Source organism: Acinetobacter sp. L-24 (assembly GCF_056857555.1).
Genome location: NZ_JBSXNI010000047.1, coordinates 232,168 through 253,156 on the forward strand (window position 1 = coordinate 232,168; position 20,989 = coordinate 253,156).

The window sequence follows — 20,989 nt, forward strand, 5'->3', positions numbered from 1 at the left end:
TATCCATAAACTGCGCTGTTTTAAAGTTTTTTGCTGTTTAGAGCTTAGTATTTAAAGGTCACGCCGGCAGAAGCGAGACGGCCACCGTTGATGTACCAATCTTTATTGCCATATTGTTCAGTTCGATATTCAACATCACCAATATTTTGAATATTCGTAAATAATTTCACTTGTGGCGTTAGATTTAAATAAGCATTTAAGTCCACAGTTGCATAACCTGAAATTTGCTCTGAATTACTATTGTTTGTATATGACTTTGACCGAGCGATAAGAGATGCACTTATTCCATACTTGTCATTTTCAAGACCTGTAGTAAGAGTTAGTGACTGCTTAGGACGATAAGCAAGCTCTTTACCATTCTCTTTGTTCTCAGTTTTTGCATAAGCATAAGCAGTGGATACAAAAAGGTCATCTTGAGCCCATTTAATACTTGCTTCTCCACCTTTTATCTTGGCAACTGCAATATTTTCATTTTGAGAGTCACCATAACCGATTAGATCTTTAATCTTGGTGTGATAAGCAGAAACTTGAGTGCTCAGATTATCTGTTAGTTTATAGTCTAAACCAAGCTCGTATGAGGTACTTTTTTCTGGAGTCAGATCAGTATTACCTCCCCATTTTGTATAGAGCTCATTTAGACTAGGGGCGCGGAATGCTGTACCAATATTTGTATAGATACTAGCATTTGGTAGAAAGTGATAGCGAATGGCACCTTGTCCAACGGTATGTGTACCAAATCGTTCATTATCTTCTAAACGGACTCCAAGTTGAGTATCTAGAAGGTTATTCTTAAATTGGTGTTGTGCATAGTAACCTTTACTTTCTACGCTTTGATCATTTGCTAGGATGCTATTAGTTTTATAGTTAGCATCGTTATAAGTTGCACCGATTAAAATGTTTTGGTACTTATTAAACTTCCACTTGAGGTTTAAATCTGCTTCATTATTTTCAGTATTATAATGGTCACCGTAATCAATGACATTTTGTTTGTCTTGAACATTTGCTAGATGAGTACCTAAAATTATATTTGGCGAAACGTGGTAACTTAGTTTGGCATTAATGATACGGTTTTTAAACTCACGTGGTGAGGTTGTTGTATTGTAATTACTGCTAAAGATACTAGTACCTTTATTTTCACTGATAGAGATGGAGCTATTTAGCAATTCTTCTTTAATATAACCAAGTTTTGCACTATATCCTTGTTGGTCAAAACTGCCAAGATCATTAGTCGGTAAATTTTCATAAATACGGGTACCATCAGTTTCTAACTGTTGGCCACTAACTTGTGCATAAAATCCGTTATTAGCAACTAAATTAGCTTTTGCAATAGCTTTATAGGTTTGATTCTCTCCATAAATACTAGTAATTTCAGCACCAGTTTTTTCAGGTTTCTTAGAGAGAAGTTGGACAACTCCACCAATAGCATCACTGCCATATTGAACAGAGGCAGGACCTTTTAAAATCTCCACTTGTTGAACATCTGTTGTATCTAAAAAAGAAGGGTATAAAGGACCATAATTATTTTGACTGTTTAAACGTGCTCCATCTTTAAGCACTAAAGTATGAACAGCGTTTGTACCACGAAGTCTAATTTCAGAAACTTGTCCAAAACCACCGCTTTGTTTGATATATATGGATGGATCACGCTGAATTAATTCAGAGATGTTTAAAATAGGATTTGATTCAATAGTCTTCTGATCAATTACTGAAATTCGAGCAGGGACATTTTCAATGTTTTCTGCAGAACGAGTTGCTGTAACCACAATGGTATCTAAAGATGCTTTCGCAACTTTTTGCTCGTTAGCAAAAACAGATGAAGTGGTCCCCAACGCAAGTGCGATCGCACCTACCAAGGCAGTAGGTTGACAATGAAGTGACATGTTAAAGCTCCCTACATTCACTTCCCCGTGAATGATTGAGTTATAGAACACAACAAGCAGGTTTCCGGACTTAAATGTGCAAAGCAGCGACTTTGCTGTATATCCACCTTCCCACATCAAGATGCAGTGGTGTAAACCGAAGAGTTTAAATTGATAGACGTTTCATTTTTTACCGTTGCGGGGGCAGTGCTGGATTTACACCAGCTTCCCTAAAGCCTGAAGGCTTGGACTTGCTGCAAAGTGAGCGCAGTATAAAGTCAGTATGAGTTATATACAATCTGCATAGAGAATAATCCGGATGAACTTTTACGCAAGTCAGAAAAATTGCATTACAATGATTTGCCCCAATCTTACAGATTGTTCAATACATTGGTAGATCTAGAGCCAACATAATATGCGAACCCGTGCCAAAATTTGTGGAATCACCCGAGTTGAAGATGTACATGCCGTAGCCAATGCTGGCTGTGACGCGATAGGATTTGTATTTTATCCACCGAGTCCGCGGCATGTCACTTTAGAGCAGGCTGAAATCCTGATTCAGTCGGTTCCAGCTTATGTACAGGCGGTGGGTTTATTTGTGAATAGTCACGCAGATGAAATCCAGGCGATTTTAAATAAAATACCGCTGGATATTTTACAATTTCATGGCGATGAAACACCTGAACAGTGTCAGGCTATCGCCCAGCAGGTCGGACGCCGCTGGTATAAGGCCATTCAGGTGAAACCTGATCTGGATGTAGTCGCAGAAATTCAAGGTTATCAAGATGCCGGCGCAAGTGCAGTGCTGTTAGACGCATGGCATCCTGAACTGAAAGGCGGCACAGGGCACAGCTTCGATTGGGACACCTTTCCCAAACTCAATATTCCCTTGATCTTGGCAGGCGGTTTAAATCCTGACAATATCGAACAGGCAATTCTCACCACACAGGCGTATGCCGTGGATGTGAGTGGCGGTGTCGAGTCCGCAAAAGGTATTAAAGACCAACAACTCATAGAACGCTTTATGCAAGGAGTCCATCGTGGATCAGCAAAGTACTAGCCAGAACAGTCAGGCAGTTGACTATACCCAATTCCCGGATGAACGCGGGCATTTCGGTATTCATGGCGGACGTTTTGTGTCAGAAACACTTATGGCGGCTTTAGAAGACTTGGAAAAGCTCTATTTCCGTATGAAAGATGATGCGCAGTTTTTGGCAGAATTTGACCGTGACATGGCGTTTTACGTCGGTCGTCCGAGTCCCTTATATCATGCTGAGCGATGGTCGAAAGAGTTGGGTGGCGCACAGATTTACCTGAAACGTGAAGACCTGAACCATACCGGTTCGCACAAAGTGAATAATACAATCGGTCAGGCCTTGCTGGCGAAGCTTTCCGGCAAGAAACGTATTATTGCCGAAACAGGGGCAGGCCAGCACGGTGTAGCAACGGCAACGATTGCAGCACGTTTAGGTCTTGAATGCGTAGTATTTATGGGCGCAGACGATGTAAAACGTCAGGCGATGAACGTCTACCGTATGCGTTTATTAGGTGCGACGGTTGTGCCGGTAGAAAGTGGCTCTAAAACCTTAAAAGATGCCATGAATGAAGCCATGCGTGATTGGGTGACCAATGTTGATTCAACCTATTATGTGATTGGTACTGTGGCAGGTCCACACCCATATCCACAGTTGGTTCGTGATTTCCAGTCGATCATTGGTCGTGAAGCACGCCGTCAGATTCTGGAACAGGCTGGCCGTCTGCCAGATGCACTGGTAGCATGTGTCGGTGGTGGATCCAATGCCATGGGCTTGTTCTATCCATTCCTGAATGACCAAGACGTGAAAATGTACGGCGTTGAAGCAGCAGGTCATGGGATTGAATCAGGCAAGCACTCTGCGCCGTTGAATGCCGGTCATGTCGGTGTCCTGCATGGTAACCGAACTTACCTGATGTCGGATGCACAAGGCCAGATCATCGAAACCCATTCAATTTCTGCAGGTCTGGATTATCCGGGTGTGGGTCCGGAACATAGCTTCCTGAAAGATATGGCCCGTGTTAAATACGTACCGATCAATGATCAGGAAGCTTTACAAGGTTTCCGCGACTTGACCAAGATTGAAGGCATTATTCCGGCGTTAGAAAGCGCACATGCTATGGCTTATGTCACTAAACTTGCACCGACCATGGACAAGGATCAAATTATTATTGCGACGGTTTCAGGTCGTGGTGATAAGGACTTGATGACCGTTGCCCGTATTGATGGCGTGGAAATGGTAGAGATGTAAGCTCCTTAAAGTCCTCTCCTTATAGGAGAGGGTTGGATGAGGTTAAATCTCACAAAAGGATAAGTTAAAAAATCGTGCTAATAAAAATTAGCACGATTTTTTATTGAGTAGATTTTGAAAAAACATGCCTGTATGGAATTAAGAAAATTCACCTTGCGCGCGCTCTTTGGCCCATTCGCGTAAAACAAATTTCTGCAATTTACCGGTCGAGGTTTTTGGAATTTCGGTAATCACCACATCCTTAGGCACTTTAAAGCGGGCCAGATGTTCACGGCAAAATTCCATAATTTCTTCTTCAGTGGCCTTGGTGCCTTCTTTGAGCTCAATAAAGGCACAAGGAACTTCCTGCCAGCGTGAATCAGGCTTGGCGACTACCGCTGCAGTCAGCACCGCCGGATGCTGATACAGTACTTCTTCCACTTCAAGCGATGAAATATTTTCTCCGCCAGAAATAATCACATCTTTGGAACGGTCGGTAATTTTGGCATAGCCATCCGGTTGGCATACCGCCAAATCTCCCGTATGGAACCAGCCACCGGCAAAGGCTTCTGCTGTCGCCTCAGGATTTTTCAGATAACCTTTCATCACGATATTGCCACGGAACATGATTTCACCCATGGTCTGACCATCATGTGGCACTTCCTGCATGGTATCCGGATCAAGCACTTTCATGCCATCTTGCAATGGATACGGGACGCCTTGACGGGAGTGCAACTGTGCCTGTTCCTGAATAGACAGATCGCTCCAGCCTGCCTGTGAAGCGCAGAGTGCAGAAGGGCCATAGGTTTCAGTCAAGCCGTAAACATGCGTTACGTTAATACCGATATTGCGCATGCCTTCAATAATTGCTGCTGGAGGTGCGGCACCCGCCACCATCACTTCGACACGATGATCAATTTTGGTCTTTTTCTCTTCAGGTGCGTTAATCAGCATTGACAAGACAATTGGTGCACCGCAGAAGTAATCGACTTTATGTTCAGCAATCAGTTTAAAGATCAGTTCAGCATCAACTTTACGCAAGCAAACGTTGGTTCCACCGTTGGCCGCCATGGTCCAGGCAAAGCACCAGCCATTACAGTGGAATAGCGGCAGTGTCCATAAATAGGTGGCACGTGGTGTCATGCCACAGGCAATAATATTACTGGCTGCGTTAATGTAGGCACCACGATGATGATAGACCACGCCTTTCGGGTTGCCGGTGGTCCCAGAAGTGTAACTTAAGCTGATGGCATCCCATTCATCTTGAGGTAAATGCCATTCAAAGTTTGCATCGCCTTGCGCAATCCAGTCTTCATATTCGATTTGGCCAATACGCTGGTCTTCACCTTCAAACTCTGCATCAGCCACATCAATGACATAAATGTCTTGTGAAACTAGAGCGAGTGCTTCAGTCGCAAGTGCAGTAAATTCAGGATCAACCAATAATACTTTGCTCTCAGCATGTTCCAGCATGAAAGCAAGGGTCTTGGCATCCAGACGGGTATTTAAGGTATTCAGGACGGCACCTGCCATTGGTACAGCAAAATGCGCTTCGATCATGGCAGGGACGTTAGGCAGCAGGACAGACACGGTATCATTTTTACCGATGCCTAATTTTTGGAGTTGGTTGGCAAACTGACGACAACGGTTGTATTTCTCACGCCAGGTAATACGACGCTTACCGTGAATAATCGCGTTCTGGTTTGGATAGATATAAGCTGCACGATCAAGATAGCGTAAAGGTGATAAGGCTACAAAATTCGCGGGGGTACGCGGTAATTCATCATATGCGCTAACCATTGTAAAACTCCGTTCTATATTTATTTTCATATCCTGTTGAAAAGATATGTATTTCTCAGAAATCTTGCATTTATGCTTTAGTCGAGTACGATTTTACAAATTTTAAGTATTTGAATATTAATAAAAATATTTAACCCTACTTAAATCTTTTGAACGCATGGGTTCCCAAGTTTGATTTTTTAGGTATTTTACTCTAGTTCAGCCATTAAAATAATATGAGCCCAGGAAGAATAATGAAAATACAACAGGCGAATGACGTCTGGCGAAACTGGTCGGGGAGCCAGTTCAGTGCCGCTCGGATTGTTCAGCCCAGCCAGATCAGTGAATTACAAAGTTTAGTGAAGACCCATGCACACATTCGTGCAGTGGGTGCAGGACATTCATTTAGCCCATTGGCCAAAACAAATGAGGTGTTGCTTAATCTCGATTTGTTAAAAGGTATCGTTGCCTTTGATCAAGAGAAAACCCAATGCACCGTGCGGGCCGGGACGCGTTTATATGATTTGGGGAAAGATCTGGTACCGATCAATCAGGCCTTAATCAATCAGGGCGATATAGACCAGCAAAGTCTGGCCGGAGCGATTTCTACCGGAACGCATGGCACGGGCATCGATTTACCTTGCATCTCTGCTTTCGTGGAAGGCTTTGAATTACTGACCGCGGATGGAGAGCTGTTGCAATGTCATCGTGAGCAGAATGCTGAGATATTTCAGGCTGGACGGGTGGCATTGGGCAGCTTGGGCATATTGACCCAAATAACCCTGCAAAATCGACCACGATATAAACTAAAAGAACAGATCCAGCTCTGTTCATTAAAAGACATATTTACCCATATTGGTCAATGGAAACATCAGCACCGACATATTGAGTTTTGGGCTTTTTTACATGCCGATCAAGTGATGCTGAAAACTCTGGATGAAACAGAAGATGACATTCAGTCGAGACAAGAGAGCTGGCCTTCGGAAGATGCTTTGCTGACCCTATGTTCGGAATTGACGCGACTCTTCCCAAAGACAAATCCCTATCTGCAAAAACTGCTCGGTGTATTTGCCAAACCGACCTGCTATGTCGATTGGTCGCATCGCATTTTCCCCACCCCGCGCAATACCAGATTTAATGAAATGGAATATCAGATTCCGGTTGAGCAAGGTTTGCAATGTCTGGAAGAGGTTTTAGCGACTTTAAGGAAGCATAAGGTGCCGATGTTTTTCCCGATCGAGTTCCGTTATGTCAAAGGCGATGAGATCTGGCTGAGTCCTTTTTATCAGCGCGATTCAGTTTCCATTTCCATTCATCAGTTCTATAAACAGGATTATCATGCGATTTTTGATCTGGTCGAGCCGATTTTACAGAAATATCAGGGACGACCGCATTGGGGCAAGTTACATAGTATGAGCGCAGCCTCACTGCGCGAACTCTACCCGAAATGGGATAATTTCATGGTGCTACGTCAGCAATTGGATCCACAGCAAAAATGGCTGAATCCATATTTAAAAGAATTGTTTTTATCTGGGAAATGAGGAGAGGGCGATGCAATCAAATTATTTTCAGCAGTTAACACAGGATTTAAAACAGCAGGGCACTGGCACACCGCAACTGATTCTGGATTTGGCGCAATATCGACATAATCTGGAGGTTATGCAGTCGAAATTGCCTGCGAAGTTAAAACCACGTCTGGTAGTGAAGTCTTTAGCCAGCATTCAGCTACTCAAACTGGCCAGTGAAAAACTAAATACCCAGCGCTTTATGGTCTTTCATCTGCCGCATCTGCTGGAGATTATAGGGACATTTCAGCAAGCCGATATCTTGTTGGGTAAACCGATGCCGATTCAGGCAGTCAAACATTTTTATCAAACTTTGTCTGATCAAAATAAAGCCAATGATCAAGTAATTATTCAATGGCTAATTGATGATGTGGAACGATTAAAACAATATCTGCAACTCGCGCAAAGCTTGAATACCTGCCTGAATGTCAATATTGAAATTGATGTAGGGCTGCATCGTGGCGGCGTACAAACGCAGCAGCAATTTATAGCCTTAATGGAGCTGATTCAGGACAACGCGGCTTATATCAAATTCTCGGGTCTAATGGGCTATGATGCACATGTCGCCAAATTACCAAAAATTCTGAAAAGTCCTGAAAAAAGTTATCAGCAATCGCAGCAGATGTATCAACAATACAAAACTATTTTGCAGCAGCAATTCCCAGATTTATGGCATGCAGGTCTGCGTTTTAACGGCGGTGGCAGTCCGACCTTTATGCAGCATTGTCAGCACAGTGTCTGTAATGATCTGGCTTTTGGCTCGATGCTGCTCAAGCCAGGCGATTTTGATTTGGCGAATCTGGCTGAACTGCAATGTGCACTCTGGATTGCCGCACCCATTTTAAAAGTTTTGCCTTGTGGCCAGATTCCCGGTCTGGAGCTGATGAATCATCTTCCACATCAATATAAAGCCATATTTATTTACGGAGGCTATTGGCGAGCAGATTATATTTATCCTGAAAAAAGCCGACCGCATATATTGTATGGCCGCAGCAGCAATCAGGAAATGCTTCAGGTGCCCATGCAGTGCGATATTCATGTCGATGATTATGTGTTTTTAAGACCGACACAAAGTGAAGCGCTGATCCCACAATTTGCCCAGCTGTATGTTTATGTAGAGGGAAAGTTTATCCAGTGGCAGACGTTCCGGGAATAACGAGATTTTGAACTGAAAAATGAGCCTAAGCCTTTAAAGATCAGCCATAGATTTGATGGTAAATCTTATTTTTATTGGGAAAAGGTTTAATCATGCGGCCAAGCCGTGTAAAATTCGAATCGATTTTATTTATCCACCGTTTTTATCTTTTGAGGCTGTGCCTCGATCATAATCTCGCGGTGATATGCTCCATGGTACGGGGCATCACTCCTTAAGGATTTCTTATGCCAATTATCACTTTGCCAAATGGCGATCAAAAACAGTTTGATCACGCCGTATCTGTGATGGACGTTGCTCTGAGCATTGGTCCTGGTCTTGCAAAAAATACCGTTGCGGGTCGTGTTAACGATCGTTTAGTGGATGCGTCTGATCTCATCACTGAAGATGCAACACTACAAATTATTACGCCGAAAGACGAAGCCGGTGTCGAGATCATTCGCCATTCTTGCGCGCATTTGGTCGGTCACGCAGTGAAGCAACTGTTCCCAGAAGCGAAGATGGTTATTGGTCCGGTCATTGAAGAAGGTTTCTACTATGACATCTGGATGCCACGTCCGTTTACTTTAGACGACATGGCAGCGATTGAAGAGCGTATGAAAAAGCTCATCGATCAAGACTATGATGTTGTGAAAAAAATGACGCCGCGTGATGAAGTGATTGCTGAATTTACAGCGCGTGGCGAAGAATACAAATTGCGTTTGATTGCAGACATGCCTGAAGAAACACAAATGGGCTTGTACTACCATCAAGATTATTTGGATATGTGCCGTGGTCCGCACGTACCCAACACCAAATTCTTAAAATCGTTCAAGCTGACTAAAATCTCGGGTGCTTACTGGCGCGGTGATGCGAAAAACGAACAGCTACAACGTATTTACGGTACAGCGTGGGCAGACAAAAAACAGCTTGCAGCCTATGTAAAACGTATCGAAGAAGCAGAAAAACGCGATCACCGTAAAATTGGTAAAGCGCTTGATTTGTTCCATATGCAAGAAGAAGCACCGGGTATGGTGTTCTGGCATCCGAACGGCTGGACCATTTACCAAGTGCTTGAACAATACATGCGTAAAGTTCAGCAAGACAATGGCTACGAAGAAATCCGCACACCCCAAGTGGTCGATTTTACGCTGTGGGAAAAATCAGGACATGCTGCCAACTATGCAGACAACATGTTCACCACGCATTCTGAAAACCGCAACTATGCGGTGAAGCCAATGAACTGTCCTTGTCACGTACAGGTGTTCAACCAAGGTTTAAAATCTTATCGTGATCTTCCTGTACGCTTGGCTGAGTTTGGTTCATGTCACCGTAACGAACCATCAGGTTCATTGCACGGCATTATGCGTGTACGTGGCTTTACCCAAGATGACGCGCACATTTTCTGTACCAAAGAACAGATTGGTCCTGAAGTTGCAGACTTTATCAAATTGACACTGGATGTATACAAAGACTTTGGCTTCGAAGAAGTACAAATGAAGTTGTCGACGCGTCCTGAAAAACGTGTCGGTGATGACAAGCTTTGGGATATGGCAGAAAAATCTTTGGCAGATGCTTTGGATGCTGCAGGTCTTGAGTGGGAACTTCAACCAGGCGAAGGTGCATTCTATGGTCCGAAGATTGAATTCTCTTTGAAAGACTGCTTAGGTCGTGTCTGGCAGTGTGGTACCATCCAGTGTGACTTTAACTTGCCAGAACGTTTAGATGCGTCTTATGTCACTGAAGATAATGACCGCGATCAGCCAGTAATGTTACATCGTGCAATTCTTGGCAGTTTCGAGCGTTTTATTGGTATACTGATCGAACACTACGCAGGCTTCATGCCACCTTGGTTGGCACCAATGCAAGCGTGTGTGATGAACATTACCGATTCTCAAGCTGAGGCATGTGAGTCAGTCGTCGCAAAACTTAAAGAAAACGGTATCCGTGCAATTTCTGACTTGAGAAATGAGAAAATCGGCTTTAAGATTCGTGAACGTACATTAGAGCGTATTCCTTACTTACTGGTACTTGGGGACCGTGAAGTAGAGGAAGGTACCGTAAACGTGCGTACCCGCTCAGGAACAAATTTGGGTACTATGTCAATCGATGCTTTCGTTGACCTAGTAAAAGCAGCCGTAGCCGAACGCGGCCGGTACATTGTGGAGTAACAGCGATTAAACAGCCTGACCGTAATCAACAGGGCGGTAACAAATCAAACCGTCCTGCCTTGAATGATGAAATTCGTGCGAAAGAAGTCCGTCTTGTCGACGAAAATGGTGAGCAAAAAGGGATTGTAAGCTTAGCTGACGCCCTACGCGCAGCAGAAAGTGTTGAACTTGATCTTGTTGAGATCGTAGCAAACGCTGAGCCACCAGTATGTAAGATTATGGACTTCAACAAGCATTTGTTTGATCTTAAGCAAAAGCAGAAAGAAGCGAAGAAAAAACAACATCAAGTCCAGGTGAAAGAAATCAAGCTACGCCCGGGTACTGATGTTGGTGATTACAACGTAAAACTACGTGCAATCATCAAGTTCCTTGAAGAAGGTAACAAGGTGAAAATCACGCTTCGTTTCCGTGGTCGTGAAATGGCGCACCAACAGTTGGGTCTAGCTCAATTGCAAAAAATTGAAGCTGACGTGGCTGAATTCGGTACTGTTGAGCAGATGCCGAAAATGGAAGGGCGTCAAATGGGTATGCTACTTGGTCCTAAAAAGAAAAAGTAAGCACTCATTAAGCGAAAAAAGCCCTGCATATGCAGGGCTTTTTTTATTCTTTAAAATTCCAGGCGCTTTGTATGGCGTACATAATCTGTTGAGCTTGCTGGCGGGAAAACATCGACAGCTGAATCCGGAAAAATCCAAGAAAAATTTGATTCATCAGACCGGGCTGGCACAATTTAAAATCCAAAGTGCCATCGCGTTGACTAATCACATGCGCTGGCATGTTATAGAGCCAGCGTTTGAGGTGCGCTTTGAGAGAATCATAGCGCGGATTCAGAAAACTATACTGTACGGAATGTCGTTTTAAGCACAGGCTGATGCGGAAACCGGCCAAAGTATAATAAATGGCTTGTGAGGTTATTTTGAGTTTGGTTCCCAGCATAAGCAGCGAAAGACCAAGAAAGCCGCCAATATAAATATAAAAGTCAGGAGACTCCTGCCATAAAAATAATAGTCCTTGGAAAAAACTGGAATTGCTACGCACACTGCTGAAATAAAAAATGCTGAATATTCCGACCGGATAACAAAACAGTAAATATCCCATAGCGCGCATGATCGGGCTAGCTTGATGAAACAGGATGTTTTCTGGCACATTCATGGTTTATTTTTATGATCAGAAAGCGTATTGCCTTAATGAGCTTAGGTAATCTGTAGCCAAAAAGAAAGGCCCTTTCGGACCTTCCTTTGCGTACTTAATCAAGCTTATTCCACTGATTTTTCATCGTTTGCAATGAGCAGTTTATTGCCAATCGGGATTTGACGTGGCAATTTTTCTTCTGGAATAATGCGCTGCAAGTCGATGATCAATAAACCATTTTCATAGTCTGCCTGTTGTACCTCAATATATTCATCCAGGCGTAAAGACAATTTAAATGCACGTCGCGCAATGCCTTTGTACAGGAATTCAATACTGTCATTGCTCTGGTTTTCAGGCTTGCCTAGGATGGTCAGCAACTTATTTTCCAGACGAATGTCGAGTTCTTCCTGACGAAAACCCGCAGTTGCCACCACGATGCGGTAATTATTCTCACCACGCTTTTCGATATTATACGGTGGGTAATTCGGTGCATCGCTTTGCATGGCATAGTCAATAAAGTCATTCAAGCGATCAAAGCCAATACTACGACGAAATAATGGATGAAGATTTAAGTTACTCATGATTAGAACCTTCTCACTAAAGCAAAGTTATAAAAACAAGAAAATAAGATCTGTCATGTCAGACATCAACAGCGCATAAGATTGACGCAATCCTTATGCAGAAATAAATATGTGTTTGGAGCTGAAATTTTCAAGATCAAAAAGAAAAAAATATATAAATTTTTAATAAGATTTTGATATTTATTGAAAAATAATTTTAAAATGCAGACTTGTTGTTTCTTTCTAAATCCTCTATGTTGAGTACATCGTCGCATAGTAAAAGTGCAGGGAGTATTAGAAGAAAATGATCGATTTATATTATTGGGGCACCCCCAACGGCCATAAAATTAGTATTGCTCTAGAAGAAATGGGGCTGGAATATCAAATTATTCCAATCAATATTCTGGAAAATGACCAGTTCCAGTCCGATTTTCTGGCTATTTCTCCCAATAATAAAATCCCGGCAATTGTTGATCAGGATGGGCCACATGGCCGCGCCATTTCAATTTTTGAGTCAGGTGCGATCTTGCAATATCTGGGCCGCAAAACAAGTCTGTTTTATCCAGCCGATGAAGTGAAGCGTATTCAGGTCGAACAGTGGCTGATGTGGCAAATGGGCGGTTTGGGGCCGATGCTCGGGCAAAATCATCACTTTAGCCGTTTTGCACCTGAGCGGATTGCTTATGCCACAGAGCGCTATGTCAATGAAAGCAAGCGTTTATATGGGGTGTTGAATAAGCAGCTGGTCGGGCAGGAGTATGTGGCTGGCGAATACTCGATTGCAGATATGGCCATTTTCCCTTGGTTATTACGGCATGACTGGCAGCAGATCACTCTGGAAGACTATCCTGAAGTTTCCAAATATATCGATCGTTTGAATGCTCGTCCTGCGGTTCAGAAAGCGTTGGCAATACAGGTCAGTTAAGCGTCTGCCTTTATGTTAAAATAGCCTTAAGCAAATAAAGCCACCCTTACGGTGGTTTTTTATTGGATGGATATATGAACGATTTTCTTCTGAACTTTACCAAGATTGTTGAAAGTAATACCCGAATTTACTGGAGCATTCTTTTCGGCATTGCTGCATGTTTAGTGCTGTATGTTGCTGAAATTGTGCATATCGATCAGGTGATTGCTGCCCTAAATACCAAAGATCAGCAGATTCTCCGTGCTGCAATTGCACCGCTCAATGAGCAGTATAAGTGGGCGCGGATCATGGCGATGGTGACGGCAGTCGTTTGGTCCAGTTGGGAATACAGTAAAGCCAAGAAAAAAATGGGCTTGAGCCATTAATGCTGTAATGAGCCTATTTTTACTGTTTCTGTCGGCCTTTGGTGCAGCGACCTTACTACCTTTACAGTCTGAAGCGGTTTTGCTGGGGCTTTTAGTGCAGAACAAGCAGCATGCAGTGCTGTTAATTGCCGTGGCCAGTCTGGGCAATATTCTGGGGTCTTGTGTGAACTGGTATCTGGGTCTCAAGATTGAACATTATAAAAATAAAAAGTGGTTCCCGGTTTCAGCAGATAAGATGCTCAAGGCGCAAAAGACCTATCAGAAATATGGTTACTGGTCTTTACTGCTGAGCTGGGTGCCTATCATTGGTGATCCGATTACCCTGATTGCGGGACTATTAAAAGAAAACCTCGTCCGTTTTCTGCTGATGGTCAGCATCGCTAAAATTGGACGTTATCTGTTTGTCTATGCGGCCTTTGCCATGTTCTAAGTCTGAAGCTATTTTCTTGATCCAGTCTTGGATATTATTTCAGAGCGAAATCATTCTTTAAATTCGCTTATTGGGTGAAGATGCTTTTGTTTTAAACAAAGATGCTTTAGAATACTCGCTCCCTTACCTGCAGGTCGTTTTGTAATGGTGCAAACGAGCCGAACAGGTGTTCAAAAGAGGTTGTTATGCCTAAGATGAAAACTCGCCGTGGTGCAGCTAAACGCTTTAAAGCGACTGCTAACGGTTTTAAGCGTAAACAAGCGTTCAAACGCCACATTTTGACCAAAAAATCTGCTAAGCGTATTCGTCAATTGCGCGGCTGTGTAATGGTTCACGTAAGTGACGTTGCTTCAGTTCGTCGTATGTGCCCGTACATCTAAGGAGATTATAAATGGCTCGTGTAAAACGTGGTGTACAGGCTCATCGCCGTCACAAAAAAATTCTTGCTCGCGCTAAAGGTTACTATGGTGCTCGTTCACGCGTTTACCGCGTAGCGTTCCAGGCGGTAATCAAAGCTGGTCAATATGCTTACCGTGACCGTCGTCAGAAGAAACGTCAATTCCGCGCTTTGTGGATTGCACGTATCAACGCTGGTGCTCGTCAAAATGGTTTGTCGTACAGCCGTATGATCGCTGGCTTGAAAAAAGCTCAAGTGATTATCGACCGTCGCGTACTTGCTGACATCGCTATGCATGACGCAGTTGCGTTTGCTGCTTTAGCTTCTAAAGCTAAAGATGCATTGGCTGCATAAGTCTTTATGACTTGAAAAGACCGCTTTTAGCGGTCTTTTTTATGCTTAAATAAAAGTAATCATTTTAAATATTATTTAAAAATCAGTATTGTAAATCTTATATTTTTTAGTCATTGTGAAATTGAATAATTAAAAAACAAGGCTTAAAAACAATGATTCGACTTGCCACTCAACAGGATGTACTGCCGATTGCTCAAGTGCATGTACAAAATTGGCGTGAAAGCTATCAAAATATCATCAAATAAGAAATTCTCGATAAGTTGAGTGTAGAACAAAGAGCCGCCTTGTGGCGTTCTGTGCTTGAACAGGAGAATCGACGGGTATTTGTCTATGAAGAAAATGCTCAAGTTTTGGGTTTTGCTGCTTTTAATTTTCCGGTGGATGCGCCAATCAGTGAATTGAGAGCTTTGTATTTACTGAAACAGATTCAGGGACAAGGTGTGGGGGCTAAGTTGGTTCAATTGGGTTTGGGATTAAGTCGAGAAAAATCCTACCAGTATATGCAGTGCAGCGTATTGAACCTGAATTCCAGTCGTTATTTTTATGAAAAGACCGGCGCCTATTTTGTCAGTGAAGGAGATGCCAGCGATCTGGGCGAGAATCTTAAAGACTTATGTTATCAGTGGGACATTTAATTTTTGAATACTCTGGCCCAGCTGGCTCAACGTAGAAAAATCTAAAACCTGGGAAAAGACGATAGAAAATAAATCAGCCCTTAGAAATGTATGGCTGATTTATCTTTTTATCTCAATATCTCCACCGGTCAATTAAGAGAGCATTTCCGGGCGATCAGCAAATGACAGCTTCGGCTCATTCAAATAATGCTGAAATTTTAAGACAGATACTCAGTCGTGATTCCATCATCTGATGGATGATGAAAACCTATCACAAAATCGTCAGCATTATTTCAAGTTGATGCCTGCTCATGAATATCAAAATATCCATTGAATTCTGCCCGTGATGTTCAAGCTTTTCTGGCAAAATGTTAAAGGCCGAAATAGTAGCCAATCAGACAGATAATCACAGTGATCACAATTAAGGTCAGCACATTTGCAGATGAACTGGATTTGCCTGGGTCCTGAGGTTTTTCTGCTTTAGAAATTTTTGGTGAGCGGTCTTCGGTACTCATACCGACAAATGGGTCAGGTGCAACTTTTGGTGTTAGCTGTGCAGTTTTATAGTGATTGGCGACTTTGCTGATGAATTTAGCACTTAAATCATCAATTTTTTGCGAAAAATGTCGCAGGTTAAGTTGCTGCTCCGGGCTGAGTACTTCGCCATCTGCACGATAGGGATGCTGGATTTTCGTTTGAATAAAGTCATTTAAGGCGTCTAGGCGGTACAAAGTCTGGTGAGCATAATCCGCTGAATAGTCAGTGGGAATTAAGGCCAAATGACTTTCGCTATCGGCTTGAATGGCAGGCATGGTGCCGTAATAAGGCAAATTGGTATATGCAGGTTCGGTAAAATCTTGGGCAAGGCTACTTTCAAACAGTTCATGATCGGTATAGGCCTGAATATCATCCCAGTTTGGGGCTTCCAGATCGACATCAATGCGCTTGGCCAGTTTAGGATTTAGCTCATAACACCAGAATGTTTCATGGCGTAAAGGGGATTGCTGTGATTTAGGTGCTTCGTAATCATTGTCTGCGCTGTACCATTCAGGCAGTTCCTTGCCGATGATCCAGGCAGTTTTGGTTTTAGCGCCATGACTGACAATAAAATGCGCCAGTGGTAATAGCTCGATATTGGCATTCGGATTTTTTTCATCAACCAGTAAATCAGAGCGATGCAAGCTGAGGCGACGCACGCCTTGTTTTTTCAGGCCTTCCAGCCAGATCTGGAAATGCTGGGCCAGCAGGTGTTGTGATATCAGATCCCGAAAGGCAAACTGATGCTGATTAAAAATGGAATGTTGAATCCAACGATTGAAACTCAGGTCTTGAGTCAAATACTCATTGCCGTAAGTGACGAGGGTTAGTTGCTGTTTCCAAATTTGATCGAGTGCCATAGTGATTTGATCTGATTGATATTGTGTTTATCTTATACTTTTTATATTTAATCATGCCAATCTAATTTTCCTTAAAACGCATCTTCATCAAAGTGTCTAAAAACTGTTAGAATGTGGGGTTTTTAAAATATTTTTTAACCTGTTGCTTTGAGAGTTACTATGTCACTGGAAGCCCTGACCACTGAAGCGCTCGCTGCGATTGCAGCAGCTCAAGACCTTGCTGCACTTGATCAAGTACGAGTGCAATTTACGGGGAAAAAAAGCCAGCTCGCGGAACAATCTAAGTCGCTTGGTAAAATGGATCCTGAAGAACGTAAAGTCTTCGGCGCACAAATCCATGCTGTACGTGAAACTATTACCGCTGCATTGACCTCACGTCAGGCAGAATTGCATAAAGCTGCCTTAAAACAAAAACTGGCAAGCGAAACCATTGATATTACTTTACCAGGTCGTGGCCAACAGGTGGGCAGTATCCATCCAGTGACCCAGGTGCAAGAGCGTATTTGCCAGTTCTTTACCAAGGCAGGTTTTACGGTTGCAACAGGTCCTGAAGTTGAAGATGACTATCACAACTTTGAAGCACTGAATATTCCGGGTCATCACCCGGCGCGTGCCATGCACGATACCTTCTATTTCGATGTGAACCATTTGCTGCGTACGCATACGTCTGGTGTGCAGATTCGTACCATGGAAACACAGCAGCCACCAATCCAGATCGTGTGTCCGGGCCGTGTTTACCGTTGTGATTCGGATCAAACCCACTCACCGATGTTTCATCAGATCGAAGGTTTATACGTGGCTGAAAATACCAGCTTTGCGGAACTGAAAGGTTTGCTGATTAACCTGCTGAACGAATTCTTCGAAAAAGATTTGAAAGTACGTTTCCGTCCATCTTATTTCCCGTTCACCGAGCCGAGTGCGGAAGTGGATATTATGGATGAACGCGGTCGCTGGTTAGAAGTATTGGGCTGCGGTATGGTGCATCCGAATGTGCTGCAAGCTGCAGGCATTGATCCTGAAAAATACAAAGGCTTTGCTTTTGGTCTGGGTGTTGAACGTTTTGCAATGCTGCGTTATGGCGTGAATGACTTACGTATGTTCTTCCAAAATGATGTGCGTTTCTTACGCCAGTTTGCTTAAAACAAATTTATACCTCTCCTTAACCTCTCCTTTTAAAAAGGAGAGGGACTCCGCGAAATAGATGGAGTTCTCCCCCTTTGGAAAATGGGGGGCAGAGGGGGATTCTAGAGATTTGAATTACAGGTTTTATATCAATGAAAATTAGCGAAAATTGGCTACGCACATGGGTCAACCCAGCCATCGATAGCGAAAAACTTTCTGATCAATTGACCATGTTGGGTCTGGAAGTCGATGAGCTTGCACCTGCAGCAAAAGCATTTACTGGTGTAGTGGTGGGGGAAGTCCTGACAGTAGAACAACATCCTGATGCAGATCGCTTGCGTGTGACCACTGTCAATATCGGTTCAGGTGAGCCACTGCAAATTGTATGTGGTGCGCCAAACGTACGTGCCGGCATGAAAGCGCCAGTTGCGACCATTGGTGCAGTACTTCCAGGCGATTTCAAAATCAAGAAAGGCAAGCTACGTGGTATCGAGTCACAAGGCATGCTGTGCGGCGCTTCAGAAATCGATTTAGAAGATAAAATTGATGGTTTGTTAGAGCTTCCAGCGGATGCACCAGTAGGTATGAACATTCGTGAATATCTAGACCTTGATGACAACGTGATTGACATCAGCATTACACCGAACCGTGGGGACTGCTTCAGTATTCGCGGGATCGCACGTGAAATTGGTGTGATTAACCAATTGCCAGTAACTGCCCCTGAAATTAAAGAAGTAGCTGCGACTATTAGCGAAGAAAAGAAAGTCGTTGTATCGACTGAAGGCTGCCCACGCTATTTGGGTCGTGTCATCAAGAACGTCAATACCAAGGCTGTGACTCCTGTATGGATGGAGCGTGCATTGGCACGTTCAGGTATTCGTCAGCACAGCATTCTGGTCGATATTACCAACTATGTATTAATCGAGCTTGGTCAACCGCTACACGCATTTGATGGCGGTAAAGTTCAAGGTGCGGTACATGTACGTCAAGCGACGGAAGCTGAAAAGTTAGTTTTGCTCAATGAACAAGAAGTTGAACTCAACGAAAAAGTGATGGTGATTGCAGATGATGAAAAAGCATTGGCCATTGCTGGTATTATGGGTGGCTTGTTTTCAGCAGTCAGCGATGCAACCACTGAAATTTTCCTGGAATCTGCATTCTTCGCGCCACTGCATATTGCGGGTCGTGCACGTAGCTTTGGCTTGCATACCGATGCTTCTCAGCGTTATGAACGTGGTGTCGATTTTGAATTGCCATTGATCGCTATGCACCGCGCATCACAATTGATTGCTGAACTTGCGGGCGGTGAGTTCGGACCAATTACAGTTGCCGAAAATGCGGCTCTATTGCCAACACGTGACGCAATTGAGTTGAATCAAGCACAAGTCGATCAACTGCTGGGTTATAGTGTTGACTCAGCGTTCATTACTGATGCTTTAAGCCGTTTAGGTTGTGAAGTTACAGTAAAAGCAGAAGGCGAGTGGTCAGTGGTACCGCCATCACATCGTTATGATATGGTGATTTACCAAGATTTGATCGAAGAAGTGGCGCGTATTCACGGTTATGACAATATTCAAATCAGCCTGCCTGTGATTGATGTGAAGCTGGCGAAATACCAAGATCAGTTTGAATTGGGCCAACTCCGTCAAACCGCGGTAACTTTAGGTTACCAAGAAGCGATCAGCTTTAGCTTCGCAGACCTAAAGCTTGAAAAGCAACTTAATTCTAGTGTGAATCCATTAGTATTAGCCAATCCAATTTCAAGTGATTTGGCAGTGATGCGTTCAACCTTGCTATCTAGCCTGATTCCTTGTGTTCAGTACAATGTCAACCGCCAGCAAAGCCGTGTACGTTTCTTTGAGCTCGGTCTGCGTTTTGACTATCAAGAAGCCAGCAGCATCCATGATTTAAAACAGATTCCAACTTTTGCATTGATTGCGACTGGTTCACGTCATGCTGAATCTTGGCATGTGAAACCCGCTGCAATGGACTTCTTTGACTTTAAGGGTGATGTAGAAGAAATTTTGGCTGCTGGTCGTGTCAAAGTAGAATATGTGCGTTCAGAGCGTAGCTGGTTGCATCCAGGACAATCCGCAGAAATTCTCGTGAATGGTCAATCAATTGGTTACTTGGGGCGTTTACATCCCTCACTTGAAGACGAGCTTGATCTGGCAACCACATGGGTAGCAGAATTGGATCAAGCGGCTGTTTTGCAAACTTATGTATCTAATTTTACAGAATTATCACGTTTTCCATCGGTTCGACGTGATATTGCGCTTTTAATTAGTGATAAGATTAATGTTAGCGAAATTCAGGGACTTATCGAAAAAACAGGCGGAGAGCTTTTAGACTCAACTTGGTTGTTCGATGTGTACACTGGACAAGGAGTAGAAGAAGGGAAACGCTCACTGGCATTTGCACTTCTCTGGCAGCATCCAAGCCGTACACTGGAAGATGCTGAAATTAAATCAGGTATGGATAATATCCTTCAAGTGTTAGAAAACACTTACCAAGCGACATTGAGGGCTTCATGACAGCACTAACTAAAGCAGAAATGGCTGATCATTTAAGTGAGCTCACGAGTTTAAACCGTCGTGAAGCAAAACAAATGGTTGAGTTGTTCTTCGATGAGATTAGCCAGGCGCTCATCTCAGGCGAGCAAGTAAAACTTTCGGGTTTTGGTAATTTCGAGTTGCGTGATAAGCGTCAACGTCCGGGCCGTAACCCGAAAACGGGTGAAGAGATTCCGATTTCTGCACGCCGTGTGGTCACCTTCCGTGCCGGACAGAAGTTCCGTCAACGTGTGGGAAATGAGCAGGTCAACTGATCTGCTTTTTTAAAAACTGGGATCTAATATTGTTAAGTATCAGTTTTTAAAATAAAAAAGAGAGCCAAAGGCTCTCTTTTTTTTGTACTGAATAATC

General features: G+C 43.4%; 20 protein-coding genes and 1 riboswitch. Of the genes, 15 read left to right on the forward strand and 5 right to left on the reverse strand.

Translation table 11 applies throughout. The features are described from left to right. Positions 1-44: 44 nt before the first annotated feature. Positions 45-1,880 carry a TonB-dependent receptor plug domain-containing protein gene (locus AC13CK_RS15515; RefSeq protein WP_425879233.1) on the reverse strand — a complete coding sequence of 612 codons (1,836 nt, stop codon included), beginning with the start codon at positions 1,878-1,880 and terminating at the stop codon, positions 45-47. Between the two features lie 38 nt (positions 1,881-1,918). Continuing rightward, positions 1,919-2,129: riboswitch (cobalamin riboswitch) on the reverse strand. Positions 2,130-2,274: 145 nt separating this feature from the next. Here AC13CK_RS15515 and AC13CK_RS15520 point away from each other — a divergent pair. Next, positions 2,275-2,919 (forward strand): phosphoribosylanthranilate isomerase, encoded by a 645-nt coding sequence (locus AC13CK_RS15520; protein ID WP_425879235.1) that lies wholly within the window; start codon positions 2,275-2,277, stop codon positions 2,917-2,919. Further along, positions 2,900-4,144, forward strand: coding sequence for a tryptophan synthase subunit beta (trpB, locus tag AC13CK_RS15525; protein WP_005261881.1), 1,245 nt, complete (start codon positions 2,900-2,902; stop codon positions 4,142-4,144). The genes AC13CK_RS15520 and trpB overlap by 20 nt, the downstream gene beginning before the upstream one ends. Before the next feature lie 138 nt (positions 4,145-4,282). Here trpB and AC13CK_RS15530 read toward each other — a convergent pair whose 3' ends face one another. Beyond that, the gene (locus AC13CK_RS15530) at positions 4,283-5,923 is read right to left on the reverse strand and encodes an acyl-CoA synthetase (protein WP_425879237.1); all 1,641 of its coding nucleotides are present in this window, start codon (positions 5,921-5,923) and stop codon (positions 4,283-4,285) included. Positions 5,924-6,156: 233 nt separating this feature from the next. Between AC13CK_RS15530 and AC13CK_RS15535 the strand changes: the two genes are divergently transcribed. The 4 genes from AC13CK_RS15535 to infC all read left to right on the forward strand — a co-directional run bounded on the left by AC13CK_RS15535 (position 6,157) and on the right by infC (position 11,327). After that, positions 6,157-7,443, forward strand: coding sequence for a D-arabinono-1,4-lactone oxidase (locus AC13CK_RS15535; RefSeq protein WP_425879239.1), 1,287 nt, complete (start codon positions 6,157-6,159; stop codon positions 7,441-7,443). Between the two features lie 10 nt (positions 7,444-7,453). After that, the gene (locus AC13CK_RS15540) at positions 7,454-8,623 is read left to right on the forward strand and encodes an alanine racemase (RefSeq protein ID WP_425879241.1); all 1,170 of its coding nucleotides are present in this window, start codon (positions 7,454-7,456) and stop codon (positions 8,621-8,623) included. Between the two features lie 224 nt (positions 8,624-8,847). Next, complete coding sequence (gene thrS, locus AC13CK_RS15545) at positions 8,848-10,770, forward strand: threonine--tRNA ligase (RefSeq protein ID WP_004278291.1); 1,923 nt, start codon at positions 8,848-8,850, stop codon at positions 10,768-10,770. Between the two features lie 5 nt (positions 10,771-10,775). Further along, positions 10,776-11,327 (forward strand): translation initiation factor IF-3, encoded by a 552-nt coding sequence (gene infC / locus AC13CK_RS15550; RefSeq protein ID WP_071850398.1) that lies wholly within the window; start codon positions 10,776-10,778, stop codon positions 11,325-11,327. Between the two features lie 43 nt (positions 11,328-11,370). On the opposite strand, the gene AC13CK_RS15555 is transcribed toward infC, so the two are convergent. Together AC13CK_RS15555 and AC13CK_RS15560 are read right to left on the reverse strand one after the other, a co-directional pair. Next, positions 11,371-11,922: a hypothetical protein gene (locus AC13CK_RS15555; protein WP_425879243.1), complete on the reverse strand. Its 552-nt coding sequence runs from the start codon at positions 11,920-11,922 to the stop codon at positions 11,371-11,373. A 104-nt stretch (positions 11,923-12,026) separates the two neighbouring features. Then, positions 12,027-12,482, reverse strand: coding sequence for an Hsp20 family protein (locus AC13CK_RS15560; protein WP_004732955.1), 456 nt, complete (start codon positions 12,480-12,482; stop codon positions 12,027-12,029). A gap of 283 nt (positions 12,483-12,765) precedes the next feature. Here AC13CK_RS15560 and AC13CK_RS15565 point away from each other — a divergent pair, with 283 nt between their 5' ends. The 6 genes from AC13CK_RS15565 (at position 12,766) to AC13CK_RS15590 (ending at position 15,567) form a co-directional block, all read left to right on the forward strand. Continuing rightward, entirely contained in the window at positions 12,766-13,386 is a 621-nt protein-coding gene (locus tag AC13CK_RS15565; RefSeq protein ID WP_004732952.1) for a glutathione S-transferase family protein, read from the forward strand. A gap of 74 nt (positions 13,387-13,460) precedes the next feature. Next, on the forward strand, positions 13,461-13,751 hold the full coding sequence (locus AC13CK_RS15570; RefSeq protein ID WP_004732951.1) for a hypothetical protein: 291 nt from the start codon (positions 13,461-13,463) through the stop codon (positions 13,749-13,751). A 7-nt stretch (positions 13,752-13,758) separates the two neighbouring features. Further along, the gene (locus AC13CK_RS15575; protein ID WP_004732949.1) at positions 13,759-14,181 is read left to right on the forward strand and encodes a YqaA family protein; all 423 of its coding nucleotides are present in this window, start codon (positions 13,759-13,761) and stop codon (positions 14,179-14,181) included. 185 nt (positions 14,182-14,366) lie between these two features. Then, on the forward strand, positions 14,367-14,561 hold the full coding sequence (gene rpmI, locus AC13CK_RS15580) for a 50S ribosomal protein L35 (RefSeq protein WP_004278281.1): 195 nt from the start codon (positions 14,367-14,369) through the stop codon (positions 14,559-14,561). Between the two features lie 11 nt (positions 14,562-14,572). Further along, a complete protein-coding gene (gene rplT, locus AC13CK_RS15585; protein ID WP_004647525.1) occupies positions 14,573-14,932 on the forward strand; it encodes a 50S ribosomal protein L20 in 360 nt (119 codons plus the stop codon). Positions 14,933-15,192: 260 nt separating this feature from the next. Next, entirely contained in the window at positions 15,193-15,567 is a 375-nt protein-coding gene (locus tag AC13CK_RS15590; protein WP_425879248.1) for a GNAT family N-acetyltransferase, read from the forward strand. A 350-nt stretch (positions 15,568-15,917) separates the two neighbouring features. Here AC13CK_RS15590 and AC13CK_RS15595 read toward each other — a convergent pair whose 3' ends face one another. After that, positions 15,918-16,943, reverse strand: a complete 1,026-nt coding sequence (locus AC13CK_RS15595) for a hypothetical protein (protein ID WP_005107810.1) — start codon at positions 16,941-16,943, stop codon at positions 15,918-15,920. Positions 16,944-17,102: 159 nt separating this feature from the next. Between AC13CK_RS15595 and pheS the strand changes: the two genes are divergently transcribed. The 3 genes from pheS to AC13CK_RS15610 all read left to right on the forward strand — a co-directional run bounded on the left by pheS (position 17,103) and on the right by AC13CK_RS15610 (position 20,892). Next, the gene (pheS, locus tag AC13CK_RS15600) at positions 17,103-18,083 is read left to right on the forward strand and encodes a phenylalanine--tRNA ligase subunit alpha (RefSeq protein ID WP_195725129.1); all 981 of its coding nucleotides are present in this window, start codon (positions 17,103-17,105) and stop codon (positions 18,081-18,083) included. A gap of 134 nt (positions 18,084-18,217) precedes the next feature. Next, positions 18,218-20,599: a phenylalanine--tRNA ligase subunit beta gene (pheT, locus tag AC13CK_RS15605; protein ID WP_425879251.1), complete on the forward strand. Its 2,382-nt coding sequence runs from the start codon at positions 18,218-18,220 to the stop codon at positions 20,597-20,599. After that, a complete protein-coding gene (locus tag AC13CK_RS15610) occupies positions 20,596-20,892 on the forward strand; it encodes an integration host factor subunit alpha (RefSeq protein WP_004278269.1) in 297 nt (98 codons plus the stop codon). Before pheT ends, AC13CK_RS15610 begins: the two co-directional genes overlap by 4 nt. Positions 20,893-20,989: the final 97 nt, after the last annotated feature.

Bases quoted from the DNA above. Each gene is read 5' to 3' on its own strand.
- AC13CK_RS15515 (WP_425879233.1), bottom strand. From the start codon at position 1,880: ATGTCACTTCATTGTCAACCTACTGCCTTGGTAGGTGCGATCGCACTT.
- AC13CK_RS15520 (WP_425879235.1), top strand. From the start codon at position 2,275: ATGCGAACCCGTGCCAAAATTTGTGGAATCACCCGAGTTGAAGATGTA.
- AC13CK_RS15530 (WP_425879237.1), bottom strand. From the start codon at position 5,923: ATGGTTAGCGCATATGATGAATTACCGCGTACCCCCGCGAATTTTGTA.
- AC13CK_RS15535 (WP_425879239.1), top strand. From the start codon at position 6,157: ATGAAAATACAACAGGCGAATGACGTCTGGCGAAACTGGTCGGGGAGC.
- AC13CK_RS15540 (WP_425879241.1), top strand. From the start codon at position 7,454: ATGCAATCAAATTATTTTCAGCAGTTAACACAGGATTTAAAACAGCAG.
- thrS (WP_004278291.1), top strand. From the start codon at position 8,848: ATGCCAATTATCACTTTGCCAAATGGCGATCAAAAACAGTTTGATCAC.
- AC13CK_RS15555 (WP_425879243.1), bottom strand. From the start codon at position 11,922: ATGAATGTGCCAGAAAACATCCTGTTTCATCAAGCTAGCCCGATCATG.
- AC13CK_RS15560 (WP_004732955.1), bottom strand. From the start codon at position 12,482: ATGAGTAACTTAAATCTTCATCCATTATTTCGTCGTAGTATTGGCTTT.
- AC13CK_RS15565 (WP_004732952.1), top strand. From the start codon at position 12,766: ATGATCGATTTATATTATTGGGGCACCCCCAACGGCCATAAAATTAGT.
- AC13CK_RS15570 (WP_004732951.1), top strand. From the start codon at position 13,461: ATGAACGATTTTCTTCTGAACTTTACCAAGATTGTTGAAAGTAATACC.
- AC13CK_RS15575 (WP_004732949.1), top strand. From the start codon at position 13,759: ATGAGCCTATTTTTACTGTTTCTGTCGGCCTTTGGTGCAGCGACCTTA.
- rpmI (WP_004278281.1), top strand. From the start codon at position 14,367: ATGCCTAAGATGAAAACTCGCCGTGGTGCAGCTAAACGCTTTAAAGCG.
- rplT (WP_004647525.1), top strand. From the start codon at position 14,573: ATGGCTCGTGTAAAACGTGGTGTACAGGCTCATCGCCGTCACAAAAAA.
- AC13CK_RS15595 (WP_005107810.1), bottom strand. From the start codon at position 16,943: ATGGCACTCGATCAAATTTGGAAACAGCAACTAACCCTCGTCACTTAC.
- pheS (WP_195725129.1), top strand. From the start codon at position 17,103: ATGTCACTGGAAGCCCTGACCACTGAAGCGCTCGCTGCGATTGCAGCA.
- pheT (WP_425879251.1), top strand. From the start codon at position 18,218: ATGAAAATTAGCGAAAATTGGCTACGCACATGGGTCAACCCAGCCATC.
- AC13CK_RS15610 (WP_004278269.1), top strand. From the start codon at position 20,596: ATGACAGCACTAACTAAAGCAGAAATGGCTGATCATTTAAGTGAGCTC.